Origin of the sequence: Ruminococcus sp. zg-924 (assembly GCF_024433635.1) — a bacterium.
Classification (GTDB): domain Bacteria; phylum Bacillota; class Clostridia; order Oscillospirales; family Acutalibacteraceae; genus UBA7067.
Map to the genome: position 1 here is coordinate 122,394 of NZ_WNJZ01000003.1, position 23,747 is coordinate 146,140.

The following is a 23,747-nucleotide window of genomic DNA, read 5'->3' on the forward strand; positions in this document are numbered from 1 at the left end:
AAATTATGGTAAATACGGCAATGTAAAGCTATACAGGCAGGCTATGGACTTATACCATTTGATAACATAAACAGACCATAAGCCAAAAAGGGGTGTGAATTTTACGAGCGCATTTTTTATTTTAGCGGCAGGAGCATTGTGGGGACTTATCTCGCTGTTTGTAAATGCATTAAAGAGCCTTGGGCTAAACTCTATTCAATGCGTTGCGCTCAGAGTGCTTCTTTCGGCTGTTATAATGATTATATATATTTTGCTGAAGGATAAATCCCAGCTTAAAATTAAGCTTAAGGATATAGGCTATTTTATCGGAACAGGAATACTCAGCATAGTGTTTTTTAATTTCTGCTATTTTGAAGCGATAGAGCAACTCGGCGGTGCAGCGGTTCCTGCCTTGCTTTTGTATATGGCGCCGGTGTTTGTAATGCTGATCTCGCTGTTTGTTTTCAAAGAAAAAATAACGGCTAATAAGCTTGCAGCGTTGATTATGACTGTTGTTGGACTTTGTTTTGTCACAGGTGTGTTCACCGGCGGCGAAAGAATTTCCCTTTATGCTCTAATGTTAGGCTTAGGCTCAGGTCTTGGATATGCGCTATACAGCATCTTCGGCAAGCTGCTCGCAGACAAGTACGGCTCTATTACTATAACAGCCTACACCTTCATTGTCGCTTCAATCGGCGTTGTGCCGTTTTCCGGATTGATACCGAAAATGAACCTGCTATTAAATCCAACAGGAATATTTGCGGCATTGGGACTTGCCGTAATAAGCACAGTTGCGCCGTATCTGCTCTACACAAACGGCCTGCGCCGGATAGAAGCAGGCAAGGCAGCAATTCTTGCAACCGTAGAACCTGTTGTCGCCGCAATAGTCGGCGTTGTGGTGTTTCATGAGGAAATAACGCTATCAAAGCTTTTGGGTATGTTATTTATTATTCTGGCGATAGTTGCACTGAATGTTAAAATAACTCGCAATCAACATTCCTGATTGCCTAATACAATTATGCGTTTTGTATTCAACATTGCCGTTTGCGGCACGCAAGAGCGTTACCTAAATTTCGTTCACAATGCATCAGCCTTCCCCAAAAAGGGAAGGTTTTTTTATTTTCTCTATTGACAATGCTGTAAAATGGGTGTATATTAATATCACGGCCATAACATAGTAATACAGTATGTTTTGTAGGGATGGAACAGCTGCATATATTTCTTTCATAACATATATACTTACTTGTTGGCAATTTCGATAGAAAACAGAAAAATGAAAGGATTGATTTTTGTGGCAGTATATAAGAGCATAACAGACTTAATCGGAGGAACTCCGCTTATGGAGCTTTCCAACTACGAAAAGGAGAACAACATTGAGGCAACAATTGTTGCAAAGCTTGAGTACTTCAACCCGGCAGGCAGCGTTAAGGACAGAATTGCTAAGGCTATGATTGAGGACGCAGAAGAGAAGGGCATATTAAAGCCGGGTGCAACAATCATTGAGCCGACCTCAGGCAACACAGGTATCGGTCTTGCAAGCGTGGCAGCGTCAAAGGGCTACAAGGTTATATTGACAATGCCGGAAACAATGAGCATAGAGAGAAGAAATCTTTTGAAGGCATATGGCGCAAAGCTTGTTTTAACAGACGGAGCAAAGGGAATGAAGGGCGCTATTGCTAAGGCTGACGAGCTTAACGCAGAGATTGAAAATTCGGTTATACTCGGTCAGTTTGTAAACCCTGCAAACCCTGCTGTTCACAAAGCAACAACTGGCCCTGAAATCTGGAAGGATACAGACGGCAAGGTTGATATTTTTGTTGCAGGCGTCGGCACAGGTGGAACGCTGACAGGCACAGGCGAATATTTGAAATCTCAGAACCCAAATATCAAGGTTGTGGCTGTTGAGCCTGAAACATCACCTGTTCTCTCAAAGGGAACACCCGGACCGCACAAAATTCAGGGAATTGGCGCAGGCTTTGTTCCTAAAACTCTGAATACAGATATTTATGACGAGATTATCACAGTTAAAAACGAGGACGCATTCACAACAGGCAACAAAATTGCAAAGGCTGAGGGTGTTCTTGTCGGAATTTCCTCCGGTGCGGCTGTTTGGGCGGCAACACAGCTTTCAAAGCGTCCGGAGAATAAGGGTAAGGTAATAGTAGCTCTGCTTCCTGATACAGGCGAGAGATACCTTTCGACACCGCTTTTTGGCGAATAAAATAAAAAAAGGTGATTTGCCTGACCGCTGTGCATAGTCTCCATTGTTAAATGGAGGCGGCACAGCCACAGGCTCTTACAGAATACGCTTAGGCGTATTTCTTATACATAATTCAGTTTTTTCTGCTCAGTATATTATAGGTGATAAATTTGTACGATGTAATAATAGTCGGCTCAGGTCCTGCGGGTCTTTCAGCCGCACTTTATGCGAAACGGGCAATGCTCAATACTATTGTTATTGAGGAAATGCCGTTAAGCGGCGGTCAGATAATAAATACAAGCGATGTTGATAACTATATAGGTTTGCCTGGAGTCGGCGGCTTTGAGCTTGCGCAGGCATTCCGACAGCACGTTGACAGCTATAAAGCCGAGTTCAAAACTGCATCCGTGACAAAGCTTGAGGATAACGGCAGCCATAAAACCCTCACACTGAACAGCGGAGAACAGCTTGAAACAAAAACGGTTATTATTGCAACAGGGGCGAAGAACCGCACTCTCGGAGTGTCGGGCGAAGCGGAGCTTACAGGCAGAGGTGTTTCCTACTGCGCAACCTGTGACGGCGGTTTTTACAGAGGAAAAACAGTTGCGGTTGTCGGCGGCGGAGATGTTGCGCTTGAGGACGCAATTTATTTGAGCAGAATCTGTAAAAAGGTCTGTGTTATCCACCGGCGTGACGAGTTCCGAGGAGCGAAAATTCTATCAGACAGCGTAAAGAGCCTTGAAAATATTGAAATATTGTGGAATACAACCGTTGAGAAAATCAGCGGAACAGACAGGCTTGAAAGCGTTGACATTAAAAACAAGCTCAGTGGCGCAGTCAACACACTTCCGCTTGACGGTTTATTTATTGCTGTCGGCACAGTGCCAAACAGCGGCATAATAAACGGAATAGCACAGCTTGACAGCGGAGGATATATTGTAGCTGACGAAACCTGCAAGACGAGTGCAGACGGCATTTTTGCCGCAGGCGATGTCCGTACAAAGCAGGTGCGGCAGGTTATAACAGCGGCGGCAGACGGAGCCTGCGCTGTTGACAGCGTGGAGAAATATTTAATTAACTGCTAACAAAACAGCGGTGATTATGCACACACATAATCACCGCTTTAATAATGCGATTAATTGTATTAACTTAGCCTAACTCAATCATCTTGTCGATACAGCGTCTTGCCTGCGTTATGGTTTCATCATCCATAACCATCTCTTCGCCGCTTATACCCTGAACGCAGTTTAAAACATCTACAAGCGTTGTAAGCCGCATATTTCTGCACATAAGCTTTTGTGAGAGATAGTAAAAACGCTTGTCCGGACATTCATATTGCAAATGCTCGGCAATACTCAGCTCAGTTCCAATGATGAATTCCTTTGCGTCAGACTTCTTTGCAAAGTCCATAATAGCAGAGGTCGAGCCGATGAAGTCTGCTTTTTCGCATACAGACGGCTGACACTCAGGATGAACAAGCAAAAGCGCATTGGGGTGCTTAGCCTTTGCAATTTCAACGTCCCTCTTGTCAACGCTTGCGTGCGTGGGACAGCCGCCGTTTAACAGCTTAATGTTCTTGTTCGGAAGCTGTTTTGCAACGTGGTCGCCAAGGTTGCAGTCGGGAATAAATAATATATTGTCGTTCTCAATCTTGTTTACAATCTTAACAGCAGACGATGACGTAACGCAAACGTCACATATTGTCTTGAGCTCCGCTGTGGTGTTTATGTACGCAACAACAGTGTAGTCAGGGTACTTCTCCTTAACAGCAGAAATCAGTTCCTTGTCCATCTGCTCTGCCATTGGGCAGCCTGCGTCTGGGCTTACAAGATAAACTGTTTTTTCCGGTGATAAAATCTTAACCGTTTCAGCCATAAAGCGAACGCCGCACATTAAAATTGTCTTTTGCGGCGCTTTGCTTGCCATAACACTTAACTGGAACGAGTCGCCTGTGAAGTCGGCAACCTCCAGAATTTCGTGTGCTTGATAGCTGTGGGCAAGAATACAAATGTCCTTTTCCTTTTTAAGCCTGATAATTTCTTCCTGTATGTCCTTAATCATCTAAAATCCCTCCGCTCAAAACCGAGTTGGTTTGTTTACTGGAATATATAATATTATACGTTAAAGCGGAACAGCACAACGTCGCCGTCCTTCATAACGTATTCCTTTCCTTCACTGCGAACAAGTCCTTTTTCCTTGGCAGCCGCCATAGAGCCGCAAGCAATTAAATCGTCATATGCGATAACCTCGGCTCTGATAAAGCCACGCTCAAAGTCTGTGTGGATTTTACCTGCCGCCTGCGGAGCTTTAGTGCCGTTTTTAATAGTCCATGCACGAACCTCCTGCTTGCCTGCGGTTAGGTAAGAGATAAGACCCAAAAGCGAATAGCACTCGGTAATAAGTCTGTCAAGACCTGAGCTTGAAAGACCCATATCGGCAAGGAACATATCCTTTTCTTCCTTGTCCATATCGGCAATTTCCTCTTCCAAGCCGGCACAAATCGGCAGAACACCTGCGTGTTCCTCGGCGGCAATCTCCTTGACCTGAGCAAGATACTTGTTGTCGTCAATGCCGTTTGAGAAATCCTCGTCACTCATATTTGCGGCGTAAATAATCGGCTTGTTTGTGAGCAGTGCAACGCTCGACAAAAGCTCAGATTCCTCCTCACTGCACTCAACGCTTCTTGCTGACTTACCCTCGTTTAGGTTATCAAGCACTCTCTTAAAGAAGTCGAGGTCAGCCTGATATTTCTTGTCAGCCTTTATAAGCTTCTGAGTTTTGTCAATTCTGCGTTCAATCATCTCAACGTCAGACAGTACAAGCTCTAAATTAATCGTTTCAATATCACGCTTTGGGTCAATACTGCCCTCAACGTGAACAATATCGTCGTTTTCAAAACAGCGTACAACGTGAACAATAGCGTCACATTCTCTTATGTTGCTCAAAAACTTGTTTCCAAGACCCTCACCCTTTGAAGCTCCCTTAACAAGTCCCGCTATGTCAACAAATTCAATAGTTGCCGGAGTGTACTTGTCAGGGTCGTACATCTCGGCAAGCTTGTCAAGACGCTTGTCGGGAACGGCAACAACACCAACGTTCGGCTCAATTGTGCAGAACGGGTAGTTTGCAGACTGAGCGCCTGCGTTTGTAATAGCGTTAAAAAGTGTACTCTTGCCAACATTAGGCAAGCCAACAATACCTAATTTCATTTTTTTCGTCCTTTCGATATCTTCTGACTAATAATTATATCAAATTTTTCCAACAATATCAATCACATTATCAAAGAAACAATGTAAAGCACCGCAACAATGACAGGCTGATGAACAACATAAATCAACAGTGAATGTCTTCCCAGAAAAGCAAGCGGTCTTATCCTCAGAGGTCTTAGAAAATTCGGAAAGCCTTTCTTAACGCCAAGCCTGCCTAAAAAACACCCGCATAAAAACAGGAACAGGTGAGGAATAAGAGGAAAGTAGTCGGCTGAAAAGAAGGTTGCAGACGGAAAGCCGAGAAAGGCGAAAAGGTCGCTTGAATAAAGCGCAGATGGCAAAGAGCAGATTTTAAAAGGCTCAAAGCCTAAGTAGCCTCTCGGAACTCCCCAAAGGAGAAGGTAAAGTATAAGGCATATAACTGCGCCTACAAGCGGGGGAATCCGGCTGATTGCTTTTTCAAGCAAGGCATAAATAATCATAGCAAGCGAGAGAAAATGGAGCACGCCGAAATAAATTTCATTTCCCGGTGTAAAAAAAACAGTAACAAGCGTTACAGCACAGGCGACAAGCAAAAGACGCACTCCTCTTTTAAGGTTGTTCCTTGAAAGCGAACAGCACACGCCCGATATTGAGATAAATGTAATCGCAATAAGCGGCTCAAACGGAGTAGTTGCTTTGTAAGCCGAAATGCCCCAATCCATAAAAAAAAGAAAGGCTGCGCTGTAAAAAACATGGTATGCGACCATTGCAATTATTGCAAGTCCTCTAAGCTCGTCGAGCATATTAAGTCGTTTTGTTAAATCCTTATTTGCAAATAAAGCATTAAAATCAAAAATAGCAATACATCTCTTTTCAAATTCCGCAATTTAGTATATAATTAATGTCAGCATAAAAGCCGATAACACCACAAGTATATCACTATATCAGCCATAATTCAATTAATAAAAGGGGATAGTAAAAATGAACGAATACAAAATCGGCGACGCATATAAAACCGAAGCAGTAGTTACTGAAGCTGAGATTGCCTGCACTGTCGGCAGCGGGAGATTGAGAGTATATGCAACACCGGCGGTTGTGGCTTTAATCGAAGCCGCAGCGTCGCAAATGGCGCAGACCTTTGTTGAGGAAGGCATAACAACAGTCGGAACAAGAATTGCTATCGACCACGTAAGCGCAACTCCTGTCAGCGCAAAGGTGTGGGCAGAGGCTGTGCTTAAGGAAATTGACGGCAGGAGGTTTGTCTTTGAGGTCAGTGCCTATGACGAGAAGGGGCTTATCGCAAAGGGCGAGCATGAGCGTTTTTCCGTAAAAAGCGAGAGCTTTCAGAAAAAGGCAGACAGCAAGCTCTGCTGAAACCAAACACAAGGAGAAATCTATGAAGAGCAAATATAAAATAGTTCTGTTTGATTTGGACGGCACCCTGAGCAACTCTGCAAAGGGCGTTCAGCTTGGAATTGAGGCGGCTTTGCAAAAGATGAACAAGCCGGTTCCCGATTTGTCCGATTACAGTCAGTATGTCGGACCGCCGCTATTAACAACCTTTCAAAAGCTTTGCGGTCTTACCAAAGAGGAAGCGGTAGCTGCTGTTGAGCTTTACCGTGATGATTACGAGCAGAGAGGAAAATATGAAAACTATCAGTACGAGGGTATGCGTGAGCTGCTTGAAACGCTCAGAGGTGCAGGCGCAGTTACAGCTGTTGCAACCTCAAAGTATGAGCCGTTTGCAAAATGGGTAATAGAATACATCGGGCTTGGCGGTGCTTTTGACGCAGTTTGCGGCTCAACTCTCGATGGCAAGCGAAAGGAAAAGGCTGATATTGTGCGCTATGCTGCCGATACTCTGAATGTGGAAATATCAAAGCAGACGATCTGCCTTGTAGGCGATACTATGTTTGACGCAGCGGGTGCAGTACAGGCAGGGTGCGATTTTGTCGGCGTAAGCTACGGCTTTGGCACTGCCGAGCAGATTATAAATGCAGGCGGTACAAGGATAGCCGCAAGCGTTTCCGAGCTTTACAATTTACTGTTTGAATGAGCACTGCGCAATTTCATATTCTCTTGCTTTACGGCATATAAATTCTTATAAGCTGTTGGGGGAGAGCGCAATGTTTGTTACAAAGAAAATCACGAAAAAATCTGTTGTTATTGTTATTTTGACGGCAATTGCAATCTGTTTTGCGGCGCTTCGCCTTTGTGTATGCACAGGCTCTGTTCAGACAACAGCCGTTAGTAAAATAGGCGAATACAGCCTTAAGGCGGCTACTAACGAGGAGCGCATAGCGTTTTTATCCCAATTTGGCTGGGAGGTAGAGCCAAAGCCGAGCGAGACTGCGGCGGTAAAAATTCCACAGCGCTTTAACGATACCTACTGCCGATACAATGAAATACAAATTGAGCAGGGGCTTAATCTGCTTGACTACGCAGGCAAGGAGTGCGAGAGGGTAAGCTTTCGCATTACAAACTATCCCGACAAGGAACAGCAGGTGAACGCAAATCTGCTTATTTACAACGGTCTTGTAATCGGCGGCGACATTTCAAGCGTTCAGCTTGACGGTTTTATGCATGGCTTTGCACAGGAGTGAATTATTATGCACAGGCTTGACAAAATAATATCACAGCGCACAGTCTATACTCGCAGCGAGATTAAAAGGCTTATTAAAAGCGGCGCTGTAACGGTTGGCGGCAAGGTGTGCAAATCACCCGATATAAAGCTTGCCGAGGATAGTGAAATAAGGGTGAACGGCGAGAAGATAGGCGAGAAATTTCTATACCTTATGATGAACAAGCCGGAGGGCGTTGTGTGCGCTGTGCGTGACAATACCGACAAAACTGTTATAGATATTCTTCCGCCGGAGTATCACAACAGAGGTTTGTTTCCGGCAGGGCGGCTTGACAAGGACACAACGGGACTGCTGATACTGACGAACGACGGCGAATTTTCGCACAGCATAATGTCGCCGAACAAAAAAGTGGAGAAATACTATATAGCTGAAACGGACAAGCCGCTTAAAGAGGAGCATATAAGGCTTTTTGAGCAGGGGATAGTCTTTCGTGACGGTACAAAATGCAAAAGCGCCTTTGCCGAAAACCTTGAAAGCGGCGAAAATTTCCGAATAGGCGTAAAAATATGCGAGGGGAAATATCATCAAGTCAAAAAAATGCTCGCAGTGTGTAAAATTAATGTGTTAAAATTAACAAGATTTTCCATTGGTTCTTTGTCACTCGACGTAAATTTATACAAAGGTGAGTGCCGAAAATTGACTGATGTTGAAATTGAACAAATTTTTTTAGTCAAGTTCAACTAATTTAAGGGAACATATTTTGTGGTGTATTAGAAATATATAAAAAACAACCCCAAGATTTAGTGAAAAAAATAGTAGCAACTTTTCAAGAAATCTGTTATATTATTATACGTAATAAAAATTACCTTGTCCTGCTTGTTTGGGCTTGGTAACAGGAGGTATTATTAGTTATGGCAAATGTATCACTTAGACACATCTACAAAATCTATGACGGAGGAGTTACAGCAGTTTCTGATTTCAATCTCGAAATTGAGGATAAAGAGTTTATTATCCTTGTTGGTCCTTCAGGCTGTGGTAAGTCAACCACACTTCGTATGATCGCAGGTCTTGAGGACATCAGTAAGGGAGAGTTATATATTGGCGACAAGCTTGCAAACGATGTTGCCCCGAAGGACAGAGATATAGCAATGGTATTCCAGAACTATGCTCTTTATCCGCATATGACAGTTTATGATAATATGGCTTTCGGCCTTAAGCTTCGCAAAACTCCAAAGGATGAAATGCGTCGCCGTGTTGAAGAGGCTGCAAGAATCCTTGACATTGCTCATCTTCTCGACAGAAAGCCGAAGGCTCTTTCAGGCGGTCAGCGTCAGCGTGTTGCTCTTGGCCGTGCTATCGTTCGTGACCCGAAGGTATTCCTTCTTGACGAGCCTCTTTCAAACCTCGACGCTAAGCTTCGTGCTCAGATGAGAACAGAGATTTCTAAGCTTCACCAAAGACTCGGCACAACATTCATCTACGTTACCCATGACCAGACAGAGGCTATGACAATGGGTACAAGAATTGTTGTTATGAAGGACGGTATTGTTCAGCAGGTTGACACACCGCAGAACCTTTATGATCATCCGTGCAACGAGTTCGTTGCAGGCTTCATCGGCTCACCGCAGATGAACTTCATCAACGCAACACTCGGCAAGCAGGGCTCAGATTACACACTGTCATTTGATAAGAATGTAATCAAGGTTCCGTCAAACGGAATGAATATCGACAGCTATGTTGGCAAAGAGGTTGTATTTGGTATTCGTCCTGAAAACGTTTATGATGACCCTGAGTATATTGCATCACACCAGAACGGCGTAGTTGACGCTAACGTTGACGTTACAGAGCTTATGGGTGCTGAGATTTATCTCTACCTCAGCATTGCAGGTATTCCTATCACAGCTCGTGTTGAGCCAACATCAAAGGCAAAGCCGGGCGACAAGGTTAAGGTTGCTTTGGATGTTAACAAGATTCATATCTTTGATAAAGAAACAGAGCAGACAATCTCTAACAGATAATTTCAATAAAAATCAAAAAGTCCCTGTCGATTATCGGCAGGGCTTTTTTTGCGTTTGCATATTGCACAAAGATAATAAAACTAATAAAAACTTATCGCTACAACAACTTTTTTGCATTTTTTAAGGATTTTTAGATAAATAAAAAATTTTTATTTATTAAACGCTTGCATTTTGGTTAAAATTTGTGTAAAATGTATATTGTAAGTAGATTAGTGTATCTGCACAAGATATGCACAAAATTTTTTAAGTGAATTTATTATTTCATTTCAGAATTGAGGGGTCACAAAATGTCGAACAGATTATTTCAAGGCGTTATACATCAAATGGGAGATGCCATTGACAGAACTATCGGCGTTGTCGATGAAACATCAGTTGTAATTGCCTGCAGTGAGCTTGGCAGAGTTGGCGAGGTTATCGACAGCATCAATCCCGATACGCTCTCTTCGGTTGCGCCATTTGTAATTAACGGACAAACCTTTAAATCTTTCGGTAACAATGTTTCCAGACCGGAGTACGCAGTGTTTGTAGCCGGTAACGATGAATTCGCTCAGAAATATGCTCAGGTTCTTGCTGTTTCGCTCAGCAGTATCAAGCAGTATTATGACGAGAGATATGACAGAGGAAACTTCATAAAAAATGTTATTCTGGACAATATCCTGCCCGGTGATATTTATCTTAAGGCAAGAGAGCTTCATTTTAATAACGATGTCACAAGAGTTTGTATGCTCATTAAAATAACAACAAAGACTGATATTTCGGTTTATGACGTAATTCAGAACCTTTTCCCGGACAAGACAAAGGATTTTGTTATAAATATTAACGAAACAGACATTGCTCTTGTTAAGGAGATTCGTGCAGGCATTGATTCAAAGGATCTTGAAAAGCTTGCTGGCTCTATTGTCGACACTCTTTCAAGCGAGTTCTATACACACTGCGTTGTAGGTATCGGCACAACCGTAACAGGCATCAAGGACCTTGCTCATTCGTTTAAGGAAGCTCAGGTTGCCCTTGAGGTTGGCAAGGTGTTTGATACAGAAAAGACTATTGTATGCTACGATAATCTTGGTATCGCAAGACTTATCTACCAGCTTCCGACTACACTGTGCGAAGCATTCTTGAGAGAGGTGTTCAAGAAAGGTTCAATTGAAGCTCTTGATCAGGAAACGCTCTTCACAATTCAGCGCTTCTTTGAGTATAATCTCAATGTGTCCGAAACATCAAGAAAGCTGTTTGTACACAGAAACACCCTTGTTTACAGACTTGAAAAAATCAAAAAGCTCACAGGTCTTGATTTGCGTGAGTTTGAGGATGCTATCGTATTCAAGGTAGCTTTGATGGTTAAGAAGTACCTCACAGCTAACCCTGTTAAGTTCTGATAAATACGGAAATTCTTACTTTATACTTTTTATATTTTTTTCATTTTTCACTTCCTTGTATTGCTCCAGCAGCAATAGCAAAAAACAGGTGGGCTTATGCTCACCTGTTTTTTTGCCTTAAATGTTAAATTCAACACCGTATTCTCTTATCCAGAAATCAAGCTCAATAATATAAGCAAGAATCTGCGGCGCTCTCATAAGTTGACCGTACCACGGTGAGCTTATCTCGTTGGGGTGCTCTATTATCTCCTTGACCCCGTTAATATCAACAAGCTGTGAAATAATGCTGTCCTTTCTCGACAAAACGTCAAGCACACCTCGGCTGACAAGCTCCATATAAATCGGGTTGTGCGTTTTCGGGTAAGGACTTTTTTTGCGCCAAACTATTTCGTCCGGCATCAAGCCGTCAAACGCAGTTCGCAAAATACCCTTCTCACGTCCGTCAAGAGCCTTAAGCTCCCACGGCATATTGTATGCGTACTCAACAATTCTGTAATCGCAAAACGGTACTCTGACCTCAAGGCCGCTGTACATCGACGCTCTGTCCTTACGCTCAAGCAGACACTGCATAAACCAATAATAGTTGAGCATAAACATCTCACGCATTCTTGAATCAAGCCTTGAATCACTCTTAAGCTTGTCGGTATGGTTTACGGTGTCAAGGTAGCGTTGTGCGGCGTATTCCTCACCGCCTGCGAGTAGTCCCTTCTTGAGTATACTCCGCCTTATGCGGCTGTCACTGCTCCATGGAAAGCACTCCTTAAAGAGAATCTTCTCATTGTGGTACCAAGGGTAGCCGCCGAAAAGCTCATCGGCACACTCGCCGGACAGCGCAACGGTGAAATCTTTTTTTACCTCACGGCAGAACAACAAAAGAGAGGAATCAACATCAGCCATAGGCATTAAATCCCTTGATTTAACCGAGTCGAACAGCGCATAGTACAAATCTTTGTTGGACAGCACAACATTGTGGTGTATGCTGTCAATGTAGTCGCTCATCACTCCAATATAGTCCGAGTCCTTGTTCGGCTGAAAAAGACTTTTTGTGAAATACTTATCGTTGTCGCTGTAATCCACCGAGTAGGTGTCAAGCCTGCCCTTGCCGTTTTTTTTGTAATTTTCAGAAGCGGTGCGGCAGATTATGCTGGAATCAAGTCCGCCCGATAGAAAACAGCACAGCGGTACATCGGACACAAGCTGACGGTTTATCGAATCGCTTAAAAGTTCTCGGCACTTCTCAATAGTTTGCTCTCGGCTGTCGGTGTGAATCTGAGCCTTAAGTGTGAAATACCGCCTACGCTTAAGAATGTTGTATTTATAGCTCATACATTCGCCCGGCAAAAGTTCCTTGACGTTTCTGAAAATTCCAAATCCGGGCGTTCTCGCAGGACCTAAAAAGAATATGTCGTAAAGTCCTTCCTCATCAACCACAGGCTTTACCATCGGATTTTTGAGCAGAGCCTTAATTTCAGATGCAAAGATAAGACCGTTTGTGTACTCGAAAAAGAAAAATGGTTTTACGCCAACTCTGTCCCTTGCAGCAAAGAGCATTTTCTTTTTCTCGTCCCAAATTGCGAAGGCAAAAATGCCGTTAAGCTTTAAAACGCAGTCCTCGCCGAAATAAATGTAGCAGTATAGCAGCACCTCAGTGTCGCAGTTAGTTTCAAATCGGCAGCCAAGAGCTTCAAGCTCGGCTTTAAGCTCCTGTGTGTTATACAACTCGCCGTTGTATGCTATTGTGTAGTTGTATCCGCCAAAGCGGCGGGTCATAGGCTGCTGTCCGTTTTTTGGGTCAATTACCGCAAGACGGCGGTGCATAAGGCAAACGTCACGTCCAGATGAAATAAACACGCCGCTGTCATCAGGACCCCTTGAAGAAAGCGAACTGCTCATGTTCTCTATTATGGTGCTTCTTTCACTCAAATCCTCATATTTGTCAAGCCAACCGGCTATTCCGCACATAAAATCACCCCATAATTATTTTGCTTTGCTTCTTTTGATATTATATGTGATTTTTGATATGGTGTTATTTTTCTTTTTACTCCTTATCGAAATTACAAACACAACACAGCATATTATCAGTGCTGTGCTGCCAGCAAAGGTGCTTGATGAGAAAGCTATCTCTGACGGCGCTGAAAGCGATATAGCAGGCTTTGCTTCAATCGGGAAAAAAAGCGTGATTGCAAAGGTATATACAGCACAAAGCACGCCGCTTAAAAGCCTGTGAAGCATAAAATCGAGCTTTGAAAAATCAAGCTCAGTCAGCAGCGAGAAAATCTGGAAATGAACCGATAATCCGCCGAAGCCTATTGCAAAGGCGATAAACTCAAGCGGCGTTCCGTTTTTCGCTGACTCTCGGCAGGCTGAGGTTACCTCTGTCAGTGCAAACAGCAGGCTGTCTGCTATCGGCTTTGGAATAAACAATAAGTTCAGCAGACGGGTAATAAGCCCGATAAATCCGGTGTCCAATAAAACTCCCATCAATGCTGAGAATAAAACTACAACGGCGCACAGCTTTATAATGCTGTCGCTTGATTTAAAGCAGGATTGAATAAGCGCATCGGAAAAGCATATTTTGCTTTTTTTAGTATAAGAATTTTTCACAATCCTTTCTTTAGAAAGAAGTCCTCCCAAAACCGCTATTGTAAGCTGAGAAAGCACCTGCGAAATATATAGAATCACCCCTGTGTTTACACTCTTAAGCATATTTTGCCCTACTGCAAAAATAACAAACGCAGGACCTGCGCCAACAGTAAAGCGCAGCATTCTGCAAGCTTGCTTTTGCGTTAAGCTGCCCTTTGAATATAGCCTTGCACAGCAAGCCGAACCAACAGGAAAGCCGCCGACCATACTCATTATTACAGCGCCGCCTGCAACAGGCGGCAGCTTAAGCACCTTGGTGCAAAGCGGCGAAAAAACGAAGGCAAGCTTGTCGAATACGCCGTATTCGCTTAAAAATTCCGAGAGTACCATAAACGGAAAGAGTGACGGAATAAGAGTTTGTGCGCAGCAGTACAGTCCAATTAATGCCTGCTCAGTCATAAGTATCACCACCCGGGCATATTTTTAAGCACGGCAGTTGATTATATGAAAAACGCCGCAGTAATTATGCAGGGTGTGAGATTATGGCTGAAAAACAGGGCGGTGGCTTTATAAAAAACAGTCTTTTGTCAGGGGCGGAAAAACTTAAGCTATCCTCTGTCTACGTTGAAATGCACGGAAATACTGAGGTAATTGTCGAGGGCTGTAAGGGGATTTTGGAGTATGACAGAACTATTATACGTGTAAGCGTAGGGCGTGCCGCTATATCGGTAAAGGGCAGAGGTCTAAGCATAAAATGTTTGTCGCCCGGCAGCGTTGTAATATCAGGTGCGATAAAAGCGATAGAATATGAGGGTTAAGCAAAATTGTCAGCTTAAAGATATTGGATTGAAATTATTATAATTATTAATAAAATTGGCGACATTAAAAGGTCAGGTGAAGTATGGTTATTCTAAGTATAACACGGTTTATAAGAGGTTACGTTGAATTCAGGGCAACCGGAAGCTTTCCCGAACGCCTTATTAACCTCACCATACGGCGAGGCATCAACGTGTATGATACAAAGGGTTGCGACGGGGTACTGACGGGCAGAGTGCCCAAGTCACATTTTGCAAGCCTTCAAAAGCTCGGAGCACGATGCGGAGTTGACATTGAAGCGGTAAAATGCGGCGGTGTACCGTTTGTTTTCAAAAATAATATTAACCGCTGGGGACTTATTCCGGGTGCAGCAGTATTTCTGATTATATGCTCGGTTTTGTCCTCGTTCGTTTGGGTGGTAGATGTCAGCCCGACGCCGAAGGTCAGCGAGTATAAAATTCGTCAAGAGCTTGAAAAGCAGGGCCTTTACAGCGGCGCATGGAAGGGCAGTTTGTCGCCGGACAGCATTGAGAGAAACACTATGATTAATTTAGGCTCGTTTGGATGGATGTCGGTAAATGTTACGGGAGCTTATGCAAGAGTGGGCATAAGCGAAAAGTATTTGCCCGGCGATACACAGGGAGAGGAGCAAAAGCCGTGCAATATCAAGGCAAAGAAGGATGGGCAGATTGTAAAAATGGACGTAAAAAGCGGCAGCAGTGTTGCAAAGCTTGGGGACGCCGTAACAAAGGGTGACCTATTGGTCAGCGGAGTAGTCAGCACAGAAAACGGCGGAGATTTTCTTAAACCCTCAATAGCCAACGTGTATGCGCAAACAACGCTTACAAAAACTGTGTCGCAGCCGCTTAAATACACCCAAAGCCTACCAAGCGGAAAAGAGGTAAGCCGCAGTCTGCTGGAGCTTGTCGGCTTAAAAATTCCGTTGGGGCTTGGTTATATTCCGTCCGGCGAATATGTACGCCACAGCGAGCATTTAAACTTTTATGCCTTTGACAATCAAATGCCTGTCGGAATTTACAGTGAAAACTGCACCGAATATGCAATGCAGGAAATCAGTTTAAGCGAGAGTGAAGCCGACAAGGTGTGTATGGCACAGCTTGCGCTGTATGAAGCCTTTGAGCTTTTTGATGTGAAAATAGAGGACAGGAAGCTTACGCACAAGGTAAAAGATAACGCCTATATCCTGACGGCAGAATACACCTGCATTGAGGACATAGGCGAGGTAAGCTATATTGGTATTGACGAGGAGGATTAAACGCCGGTTAAGTCAAAAGCAGGGATAAACTCAGCTCCGGAGGATTCAAGCTCCTGCGCATAGCCGTCAAGTTCTGAATCAAACAGCTCATCAAGCACCTTCTGATATTCTCTTTTTGTAATTTTTCTGTTAAGCCTTTTGTGCTCCGGCGCCTTACCGCAAGGAGTATACTGCGCCATAAGGCTTACAAAGGCTCTGTTTCCGAAGTGCTCCTTGATAAGTTTTAGCGTATTGATTGAGTTTTTCGTGCCGAACGGCAAAACGAGATGTCGGATTATTGTGCCTTGCAGTATCATACCGTTATCGTCAAAGCGCAAATCTCCCGTCTGCGCAAGCATCTCATCAATTGCTTTTATTGCCGTTTCACAATAATTTTTTGCGCCTGAATATTCAAGAGCCATTTTGTCATCGGAATATTTAAAATCGGGCAGATAAACGTCAACAAGACCGCTTAAAAGGCGCAGACTCTCTGCCTTTTCGTAGCCGCCGCAGTTGAAAATAACGGGAATTTTCGGCTTGTAAAGTAAAAGACTCTCACGAATTCGGGGGATATAATGCGTGCCGTTTACAAGGTTGATGTTGTGCACTCCCATAGCCTCAAGCTCTTTGAACTTCTCGGCAAGCTGAGCACTTGTTATTTCCTTGCCAAAGCCGCCGTGTGAAATCTCGTAATTCTGGCAGAATATGCATTTCATAGCGCAGTGACTGAAAAATACAGCGCCGCTGCCTTTTTCTCCACTTATGCACGGCTCTTCACCGTAATGCGGAGCAATTCTTGCAACCTTCATCACAGTGCTTGCACCACAAAAGCCGCCGCCAATATTATTGTCACGGTAGCCGCCACATTCTCTCGGACACAAATTGCAGCTTTCAATTATCAAATAAAACACCTCAAACCACAATATAATATAAGTAAAATATAATACAAATGGACGCAATTTTCAAGTTTCTGTTTGCGGCAAGTGATTTGTTCGTTCAAACGGTTTGTCTTAACCACTCTTCAAGCAAGAGAGCTTGACTTACTATTGAAAACTATGTAAAACCATTGTATAATTTATGTCAGATACACTAAATACATCTACCGAATGACGGTGATTATATGAAGAATCCTTTTATCAAAATATCACAGTGCGGCGCTCAATTCACAGACGCCTCCTGCTCAATAAACCGTGTTCAGATAGCAAAGCTACCTGTTTACGGCGTTGAGGACAAAATTGAGGGTAAAGCTGTGTCCGAGATTTTCAGCGTAGACGTGATTACCGAGGATATAAAGAAAAACGCCGACGCCCTTGAAATTGAGCTTGACAAATTTTCGGAGCGAGGTCTTATATTTGAGTTCGTAAAAAAAATCAGCGATGGCAGTGAAGCTGCAATAAGCCTTATGAGAAAATACGGCAGACGGCTCGGTATGATTTTTCTGACCCTCAAAACAGGCTTGCCCGAAAACCAAAATGCCAGAAGCGATTGGAATCAAGGGTGCTGGGAATATTGGAAAAGCGTAAAAAGAGTTATCCTTGTCGGCGGACTTACAAGCGGCGTTATGGGCACGATTATGAAGGCGGAGGCTCTGTCGGTGTTTGAACAAGCAGGCGTTGAGCCTTATGAATTTATTCTGTTCGACAATGCAAGCTTTGTCGGCATTATGGGCGCAGCGGCACAGATTAAGGAGAAGGATGGAACCTTTATTGTCTTTGACTTCGGTCAGACAAACCTGAAGCGGAGCATTGTTAAAAAACGCAGCGGCGAGATAGTAGAGGTTAAAATGCTTGACAGCCTGCCGTCAAAGTATATGCAGAAGATGAAAGCTGACGACTCAATCGCTCAGGAGGAGGCGCAAAAGCTTGATTTGTATCTAAGACGATGTATAGCCGATACAATAGGCTACGTAAGCCACAGCGATGAAATCAGCGGCGAGATTATTATCAGCATAGCAAACTACGTATGTGACGGCAGCTTAAACGCAGAGCGAGGCGGATATGCCAAGCTGAAAAGCATATGCGACAATTACGGCGAATACCTTGAAAACGAGCTTTCGGGTCAGCTTCGTAAAAGGGTGAGTGTAAGGCTTATTCATGATTCAACAGCGGCAGCACTTTATTTCTGCGACTATAATGACTCGGTTTGCATTACCATAGGTACGGCTTTTGGTATAGGTTTTCCCGAAATTCAGCCATAAACAGTGTTTAATCGCAAAAATACCTTGAAAAACATATTCGGCAGTAGTAAAATATAAGAGCAAAATTTTATCAGATTGGGGACTTAAAAAATGAAAGTAATGGTAGAAACCTCTGCAAGACATCTTCACGTAACTCAGGACACTCTCGAAACTCTTTTCGGCGAGGGTGCAACGCTTACAAACAAAAAGGACCTTTCACAGCCGGGTCAGTTTGCCTGTGTTGAAAAGGTAACGGTTGTAGGCCCTAAGGGTGAGCTTACAATGTCTATCCTCGGTCCTGTAAGAAGCGCAGATCAGGTTGAGGTAGCTTTAACAGACGCAAGAAAGCTCGGCATTGCCGCTCCTATAAGAGAGTCCGGCGACGTTGCGGGCACACCTGGCTGCAAGCTTGTAGGCCCTAAGGGTGAAAAGGAAATTGAATGCGGCGTTATTGCAGCAAAAAGGCACATTCACTTCACACCGGAAAACGCTAAGGAGTTCGGCGTTGAGGACAAGCAGATTGTAAGCGTTAAGGTTGGCACACCTGGCGGACGCAGCCTTGTTTTTGATGATGTTGTTGTAAGAGTAAGCGAGAAGTTTGCTCCTGCTATGCACATTGATACTGATGAATCAAATGCGGCAGGACTAAGCGGCACTGTTGACGGTGAGGTTATTATCTGATTTAACGTCGGGGCATTTACTCAATTAGTATTATTTTTGGACTGCAGCAAATTGACTTAGTCGGGGTTTTTCTCGGCTTTTGCGGCAGTCCATTTTGCTTTACAGGAGAAACGGAGGTGCAAAAAGCTATGCTTAGCTGTATTGCTGTAGGACTCGGCGGTTTTGTCGGAGCTGTGGCGAGGTATCTATTGGGGCTTATTCCGCTCGGACATTCGTCAGCCTTTCCTTTTGTTACATTGCTGATAAACCTTATCGGTTCGTTCGCTATCGGGGTGATTTCTCAGCTTGCATTTGAAAGAGGCAGCGGTAACACCTTTCTTGTGCTGTTTTTAAAGGTAGGCGTTTGCGGCGGGTTTACAACCTTTTCTACCTTTGCGCTTGAAAGCGGAAACCTGATTGAAAACGGCAGGGGAGCTTTGGCGGCGGTTTATATATTCTTAAGCGTTGCCCTGTGCATAGCAGGAGTTCTTTTAGGCAAAATGGTGGCTAAAAGACTTGCGGTTTAGTATAAAAAAAGCTTAAAAATTTATGTTGAAAAAAGTTCGGTTTTTAGGTATAATTATAATACTATGTCTTAAGGCGACGCCGTTGCCTTGATCGGCGGATTTCAATAAAACAGGAGTGTTGGAAATGGCAAAGAATGAAAATAAGCTCGTTAAAGAGATAACCTCAATGGACGAGGACTTTGCAAAATGGTACACCGATATTGTAAAGAAAGCGGAGCTTATTGAATACACCAGCGTAAAGGGTTGTATGGTAATAAGACCCTACGGCTATGCAATATGGGAGAATATCCAGAGCATACTTGACAGAATGTTTAAGGAAACAGGTCACGAAAACGTATGTATGCCGATGTTCATTCCCGAAAGCTTGCTTCAGAAAGAGAAGGATCACGTTGAAGGCTTTGCGCCTGAGGTTGCGTGGGTAACACACGGCGGCAATGAAAAGCTTGAGGACAGACTTTGTGTCCGTCCAACATCAGAAACACTTTTCTGCGAGCATTACGCAAACATTGTTCACAGCTGGCGTGATTTGCCAAAGCTTTACAACCAGTGGGTAAGCGTAGTCCGTTGGGAAAAGACAACCCGTCCGTTCCTTAGAAGCCGTGAATTCCTGTGGCAGGAGGGTCATACAATTCACGCAACAGCCGAAGAGGCTATTGAGGAAACTGAGCGTATGCTGAATGTGTATGCAAGATTCTGTGAAGAGAGCCTTGCAATGCCTGTTGTAAAGGGAAGAAAAACAGACAGCGACAAGTTTGCAGGAGCTGAAGCTACATATGCAATAGAGGCTCTTATGCACGACGGAAAGGCTTTGCAGGCAGGTACATCGCATTATTTCGGCGACGGCTTTGCAAAGGCTTTTGACATAACCTATACAAACAAGGAAAACAAGCTTGTAAACCCGTTCCAGACATCATGGGGCGTAACAACAAGGCTTATCGGCGCTATCATTATGACTCACGGCGACAACAACGGTCTTGTGCTTCCTCCGGCTGTTGCACCGATTCAGGCTGTAATAGTACCTATCGCTCAGCATAAGTCGGGTGTACTTGACAAAGCCAAAGAGCTTGAAGCACGTCTTTCAAAGACAGTAAGAGTTAAAACAGACGACAGCGACAACAGCCCCGGCTGGAAGTTCTCAGAGTACGAGATGAAGGGTGTTCCCGTAAGAATAGAGATAGGACCACGTGATATTGAAAACAACCAGTGTGTTCTTGTTACAAGGCACAACAACGAAAAAACTATTGTAAGCCTTGATAATCTTGAGCAGCAGGTAAATGATAAGCTCAAGGAGGTTCATGACGGACTTTACAAAAAGGCTCTTGAAAACAGAGAGAATAAGACCTATTCATGCACAACCCTTGATGAAATTACAAAGGCTCTTGAAGAAAACGGCGACGGATTTATTAAGGCTATGTGGTGCGGTGATGAGGAGTGCGAGGATAAGGTTAAGGAGTTTACAGGAGTCGGCTCACGCTGCATACCGTTTGAGCAGGAGCATTTAAGCGACAAGTGTGTGTGCTGCGGCAAGCCGGCAAAGCATATGGTATATTGGGGCAAGGCTTATTAATTTGCCAAAACGGTTTATCAAAATTTATTTAAGAAAGAAGGGCTTGAAATGCCTATAAAAATACCCAGCGAGCTTCCGGCATTTTCCCTTTTGGAGTCGGAGAATGTCTTTGTAATGCCGGAGGAAAGGGCAATAATGCAGGACATAAGACCGCTTAAAATTTTGATTTTAAATCTTATGCCCACAAAAATAGATACGGAAAATCAGCTTTTGCGGCTTTTGGGCAACAGTCCGCTTCAGGTTGATATTGAGCTTTTACAGACGGCAACCCATAAATCAAAAAACACGTCGCAAAGCCACCTTGAGAATTTCTACAAGACATTTAACCAGATACGTGACAACAACTATGACGGTATGATAATAACAGGTGCGCCTGTTGAAATGCTCCCGTTTGAAGATGTAGATTACTGGGAAGAGCTTTGTGAAATAATGAAGTGGAGCAAGAAGAACGTCTACTCGACCTTTCATATCTGTTGGGGAGCGCAGGCAGGGCTTTACTACCATTTTGGAATTGATAAGCACGAGCTTGGCGGCAAGATAAGCGGAATTTATACCCATTCGGTGCTTAACCCAAAGCATCCGCTGATGCGTGGCTTTGACGATTACTTCACAATGCCTCATTCACGCTACACAGGAGTTTACCGTGAGGATATAGAAAAGCATAAGGAGCTTGAAATTCTTGCAACCTCACGCTGTGCAGGAGTTTCAATTGTCTGCAACAAAAACGGAAGACAGTTTTTTGTTATGGGTCACTCAGAGTATGACCGAAACACGCTTGCAGGCGAGTATTTCCGTGACGTAAACAAGGGAATAAACCCGCCGATTCCCTTTAACTATTTCCCAAACAACGACCCATCCGAGCGACCTGTGATGACATGGAAGAGCAACGCAAACCTGCTTTTCACAAATTGGCTGAACTACTATGTATATCAGCAGACCCCGTATCACCTTGAGGATTTAAAAGCAATGCTGTTTGAATAAACAAAACCCGAACGAACAGCGCATTTGCTTTTGACAACATAGTGATAAAGCCTAAATAAAACAAAAACAGCCTGACGCAAACAAAAATACGTCAGGCTGAAATTATTAAGAATTATTTGCTCAAAAATCTGTTCATAAGGGTATAACCCTCTTCAACGTAAACTCCCGTTGCCTTTGCACTTTCCTCATCAAGAACGGAAACGCCGCTTGCCTTTTCATCATTGCTGCGGTAGATAAGATAGGGGACAGGGTCGCCGCAGTGGGTGCGGATTGAAAGCGGAGTCGGGTGGTCAGGAAGAACCATAACCGCAAAGTCGCCCATCTTCTCAAGCTGTGAAACAAGCGGAGTCAGTATTTTTTCATCAATAAGCTCAATAGCTCTTATCTTGTTTTCCTGCTCGCCTCTGTGACCACATTCGTCCGGAGCCTCAATGTGTATGTATGCAAAATCGCAATCGTTTTTCAAGCACTCTAAAGCAGCTTCAAGCTTGCCGGTGAAGTTTGTGTCGATATATCCGGTTGCACCTTCAACCTCAGGAGTTTTCATTCCTGCGCAAATGCCGATGCCCTTAAGTAGGTCAACCGCAGAAATAACAGCGCCCTTTAAGCCGAACTTCTGTTCAAAGCTGTCCAAAATCGGCTTCTGACCCTCGCCCCAAAGCCATATTGAGTTTGCGGGTCTGCGTCCGTTTGCAATTCTCTTTTTGTTTACAGGATGATCCTTTAAAAGCTCATAGCTCTTTTTCATCAGTGAATAAAGCTTGTCTGTGTATTCACCTTTTGGAATATAATCGGTTATTTTTCTGCCTGTAATATCGTGCGGAGGTGTAAGCTCACCCGGCTTTGGCTCGCCGTTGTTCCAAACAAGGCAGTGGCGGTAGCTTACGCCTGAATAGAATTTAAACTCGTCATCGCCGAGCTTTTCCTCAATAAATTGAATTATTTCACGCGCTTCCTCGGAGGAAATATCATCAGCGCAGTAATCAACCATTGTTTTGTCCTCGTAATTGTCCTCATCACTGAGAGTTACAAGGTTACAGCGCAGTGTAACATCGCCGTCCTTAAGGTCAATGCCAATGCTTGCCGCCTCAAGCGGAGAACGGCCTGTGTAGTATTTACGTGAATCGTAACCCATAACAGATAGGTTTGCAACGTCACTGCCCGGCTTCATACCGTCGGCAACAGTCTTTACAAGACCAACCTCAGCCTTTGCGGCGAGTGAATTCATAGTCGGCTTTTTTGCAACAGACATAGGAGTTTTGCCAGACAAAGCGTCAACGGGATAATCCGCCATACCGTCGCAAAGTACAACAGCATATTTCAAAATAATCACCTTTTCATTTTTATTTCCCTACCATTATAATCCCAAGTTATAATTTTATCAAGATACTGTGGTAAAAAATACCCCCATATTAGTTAAAATGAAGATTAAAAATACGAATTCAAAGCCTGATGAAAGCGCTGATATTGTGTTGTTGATGGGACCCTTGTATCACTTGCAAAAAGAAGCTGACCGAATGAAGATGCTTAGCTAATTTTGAATTTGAGATAAGATTGTGTTAAAACGAGAAATAAATGTAAAAAATGTAGGTTTGTCAATGATGTGTTACAAAATTAGAAAACTTCGCCATTAGAAATAAAAGCGTTAATATAATCAGTAGGAGATTTCCAATTAAGAGGACGCATAGGAAATTTGTTGTATTTTCTATTGTGAACAGCTAATTGCTTTTTAAAGTCATCAAATGAGTAAAAGGTGTGTGTAGCATAAAAGTATTCATTGTCTTTGCGATGAGACCTTTCCACTTTTCCGTTGTGTCTTGGTGTATATGGACGAAT

Annotated in this window: 24 protein-coding genes; 16 read left to right on the plus strand and 8 right to left on the minus strand. The window is 43.6% G+C overall.

Annotated features, from left to right (window positions below):
- The first annotated feature begins 94 nt into the window (after window positions 1–94).
- The 3 genes from GMA13_RS10610 (at window position 95) to trxB (ending at window position 3,264) form a co-directional block, all read left to right on the plus strand.
- Entirely contained in the window at window positions 95–982 is an 888-nt protein-coding gene (locus GMA13_RS10610) for a DMT family transporter (protein ID WP_255882634.1), read from the plus strand.
- Window positions 983–1,252: 270 nt separating this feature from the next.
- Window positions 1,253–2,200, plus strand: coding sequence for a cysteine synthase A (gene cysK, locus GMA13_RS02495; RefSeq protein ID WP_305119674.1), 948 nt, complete (start codon window positions 1,253–1,255; stop codon window positions 2,198–2,200).
- Between the two features lie 140 nt (window positions 2,201–2,340).
- Complete coding sequence (trxB, locus tag GMA13_RS02500) at window positions 2,341–3,264, plus strand: thioredoxin-disulfide reductase (protein WP_255882637.1); 924 nt, start codon at window positions 2,341–2,343, stop codon at window positions 3,262–3,264.
- A gap of 64 nt (window positions 3,265–3,328) precedes the next feature.
- On the opposite strand, the gene nadA is transcribed toward trxB, so the two are convergent.
- From nadA to GMA13_RS02515, 3 genes are all read right to left on the minus strand, one after another.
- Window positions 3,329–4,240, minus strand: coding sequence for a quinolinate synthase NadA (gene nadA / locus GMA13_RS02505; protein ID WP_255882638.1), 912 nt, complete (start codon window positions 4,238–4,240; stop codon window positions 3,329–3,331).
- A gap of 53 nt (window positions 4,241–4,293) precedes the next feature.
- Window positions 4,294–5,388 carry a redox-regulated ATPase YchF gene (gene ychF, locus GMA13_RS02510; protein WP_255882639.1) on the minus strand — a complete coding sequence of 365 codons (1,095 nt, stop codon included), beginning with the start codon at window positions 5,386–5,388 and terminating at the stop codon, window positions 4,294–4,296.
- Between the two features lie 62 nt (window positions 5,389–5,450).
- Window positions 5,451–6,173 carry a heparan-alpha-glucosaminide N-acetyltransferase gene (locus GMA13_RS02515; RefSeq protein ID WP_255882640.1) on the minus strand — a complete coding sequence of 241 codons (723 nt, stop codon included), beginning with the start codon at window positions 6,171–6,173 and terminating at the stop codon, window positions 5,451–5,453.
- 178 nt (window positions 6,174–6,351) lie between these two features.
- Here GMA13_RS02515 and GMA13_RS02520 point away from each other — a divergent pair, with 178 nt between their 5' ends.
- The 6 genes from GMA13_RS02520 to GMA13_RS02545 all read left to right on the plus strand — a co-directional run bounded on the left by GMA13_RS02520 (window position 6,352) and on the right by GMA13_RS02545 (window position 11,346).
- Window positions 6,352–6,744: a thioesterase family protein gene (locus tag GMA13_RS02520; RefSeq protein WP_255882641.1), complete on the plus strand. Its 393-nt coding sequence runs from the start codon at window positions 6,352–6,354 to the stop codon at window positions 6,742–6,744.
- Between the two features lie 22 nt (window positions 6,745–6,766).
- The gene (locus GMA13_RS02525) at window positions 6,767–7,426 is read left to right on the plus strand and encodes an HAD hydrolase-like protein (protein WP_255882642.1); all 660 of its coding nucleotides are present in this window, start codon (window positions 6,767–6,769) and stop codon (window positions 7,424–7,426) included.
- A gap of 70 nt (window positions 7,427–7,496) precedes the next feature.
- Window positions 7,497–7,973, plus strand: coding sequence for a DUF4830 domain-containing protein (locus GMA13_RS02530; protein ID WP_255882643.1), 477 nt, complete (start codon window positions 7,497–7,499; stop codon window positions 7,971–7,973).
- A gap of 6 nt (window positions 7,974–7,979) precedes the next feature.
- Window positions 7,980–8,696 carry a pseudouridine synthase gene (locus GMA13_RS02535; RefSeq protein ID WP_255882644.1) on the plus strand — a complete coding sequence of 239 codons (717 nt, stop codon included), beginning with the start codon at window positions 7,980–7,982 and terminating at the stop codon, window positions 8,694–8,696.
- A 167-nt stretch (window positions 8,697–8,863) separates the two neighbouring features.
- Complete coding sequence (locus GMA13_RS02540; protein ID WP_255882645.1) at window positions 8,864–9,970, plus strand: ABC transporter ATP-binding protein; 1,107 nt, start codon at window positions 8,864–8,866, stop codon at window positions 9,968–9,970.
- Window positions 9,971–10,257: 287 nt separating this feature from the next.
- The gene (locus GMA13_RS02545) at window positions 10,258–11,346 is read left to right on the plus strand and encodes a CdaR family transcriptional regulator (protein WP_255882646.1); all 1,089 of its coding nucleotides are present in this window, start codon (window positions 10,258–10,260) and stop codon (window positions 11,344–11,346) included.
- 117 nt (window positions 11,347–11,463) lie between these two features.
- On the opposite strand, the gene asnB is transcribed toward GMA13_RS02545, so the two are convergent.
- Window positions 11,464–13,308, minus strand: a complete 1,845-nt coding sequence (gene asnB, locus GMA13_RS02550) for an asparagine synthase (glutamine-hydrolyzing) (RefSeq protein ID WP_255882648.1) — start codon at window positions 13,306–13,308, stop codon at window positions 11,464–11,466.
- 15 nt (window positions 13,309–13,323) lie between these two features.
- Window positions 13,324–14,388, minus strand: coding sequence for a nucleoside recognition domain-containing protein (locus GMA13_RS02555; RefSeq protein WP_255882649.1), 1,065 nt, complete (start codon window positions 14,386–14,388; stop codon window positions 13,324–13,326).
- Between the two features lie 83 nt (window positions 14,389–14,471).
- Between GMA13_RS02555 and GMA13_RS02560 the strand changes: the two genes are divergently transcribed.
- Window positions 14,472–14,747 (plus strand): YabP/YqfC family sporulation protein, encoded by a 276-nt coding sequence (locus GMA13_RS02560; protein WP_255882650.1) that lies wholly within the window; start codon window positions 14,472–14,474, stop codon window positions 14,745–14,747.
- Window positions 14,748–14,830: 83 nt separating this feature from the next.
- The gene (locus GMA13_RS02565; RefSeq protein ID WP_255882651.1) at window positions 14,831–16,021 is read left to right on the plus strand and encodes a sporulation protein YqfD; all 1,191 of its coding nucleotides are present in this window, start codon (window positions 14,831–14,833) and stop codon (window positions 16,019–16,021) included.
- Here GMA13_RS02565 and GMA13_RS02570 read toward each other — a convergent pair.
- The gene (locus GMA13_RS02570) at window positions 16,018–16,911 is read right to left on the minus strand and encodes a radical SAM protein (protein WP_370687041.1); all 894 of its coding nucleotides are present in this window, start codon (window positions 16,909–16,911) and stop codon (window positions 16,018–16,020) included. The two genes, GMA13_RS02565 and GMA13_RS02570, sit on opposite strands and share 4 nt — an antisense overlap.
- A 209-nt stretch (window positions 16,912–17,120) precedes the next feature.
- Between GMA13_RS02570 and GMA13_RS02575 the strand changes: the two genes are divergently transcribed.
- From GMA13_RS02575 to metA, 5 genes are all read left to right on the plus strand, one after another.
- A complete protein-coding gene (locus GMA13_RS02575; protein WP_255882653.1) occupies window positions 17,121–18,197 on the plus strand; it encodes a hypothetical protein in 1,077 nt (358 codons plus the stop codon).
- A gap of 90 nt (window positions 18,198–18,287) precedes the next feature.
- Window positions 18,288–18,857: a phosphate propanoyltransferase gene (gene pduL, locus GMA13_RS02580; RefSeq protein WP_255882654.1), complete on the plus strand. Its 570-nt coding sequence runs from the start codon at window positions 18,288–18,290 to the stop codon at window positions 18,855–18,857.
- Between the two features lie 128 nt (window positions 18,858–18,985).
- Window positions 18,986–19,363, plus strand: a complete 378-nt coding sequence (gene crcB, locus GMA13_RS02585; protein WP_255882655.1) for a fluoride efflux transporter CrcB — start codon at window positions 18,986–18,988, stop codon at window positions 19,361–19,363.
- Window positions 19,364–19,487: 124 nt separating this feature from the next.
- Window positions 19,488–20,930 (plus strand): proline--tRNA ligase, encoded by a 1,443-nt coding sequence (gene proS, locus GMA13_RS02590; protein WP_255882657.1) that lies wholly within the window; start codon window positions 19,488–19,490, stop codon window positions 20,928–20,930.
- Between the two features lie 48 nt (window positions 20,931–20,978).
- Window positions 20,979–21,911 (plus strand): homoserine O-succinyltransferase, encoded by a 933-nt coding sequence (gene metA / locus GMA13_RS02595; protein WP_255882658.1) that lies wholly within the window; start codon window positions 20,979–20,981, stop codon window positions 21,909–21,911.
- Window positions 21,912–22,023: 112 nt separating this feature from the next.
- Here the strand turns inward: metA and GMA13_RS02600 are convergent, their stop codons facing one another.
- Window positions 22,024–23,235 carry a cofactor-independent phosphoglycerate mutase gene (locus GMA13_RS02600; protein WP_255882659.1) on the minus strand — a complete coding sequence of 404 codons (1,212 nt, stop codon included), beginning with the start codon at window positions 23,233–23,235 and terminating at the stop codon, window positions 22,024–22,026.
- Window positions 23,236–23,525: 290 nt separating this feature from the next.
- Window positions 23,526–23,747 (minus strand): integrase core domain-containing protein (locus GMA13_RS02605; RefSeq protein ID WP_255882660.1); only part of this gene is annotated, 222 nt, incomplete at its 5' end.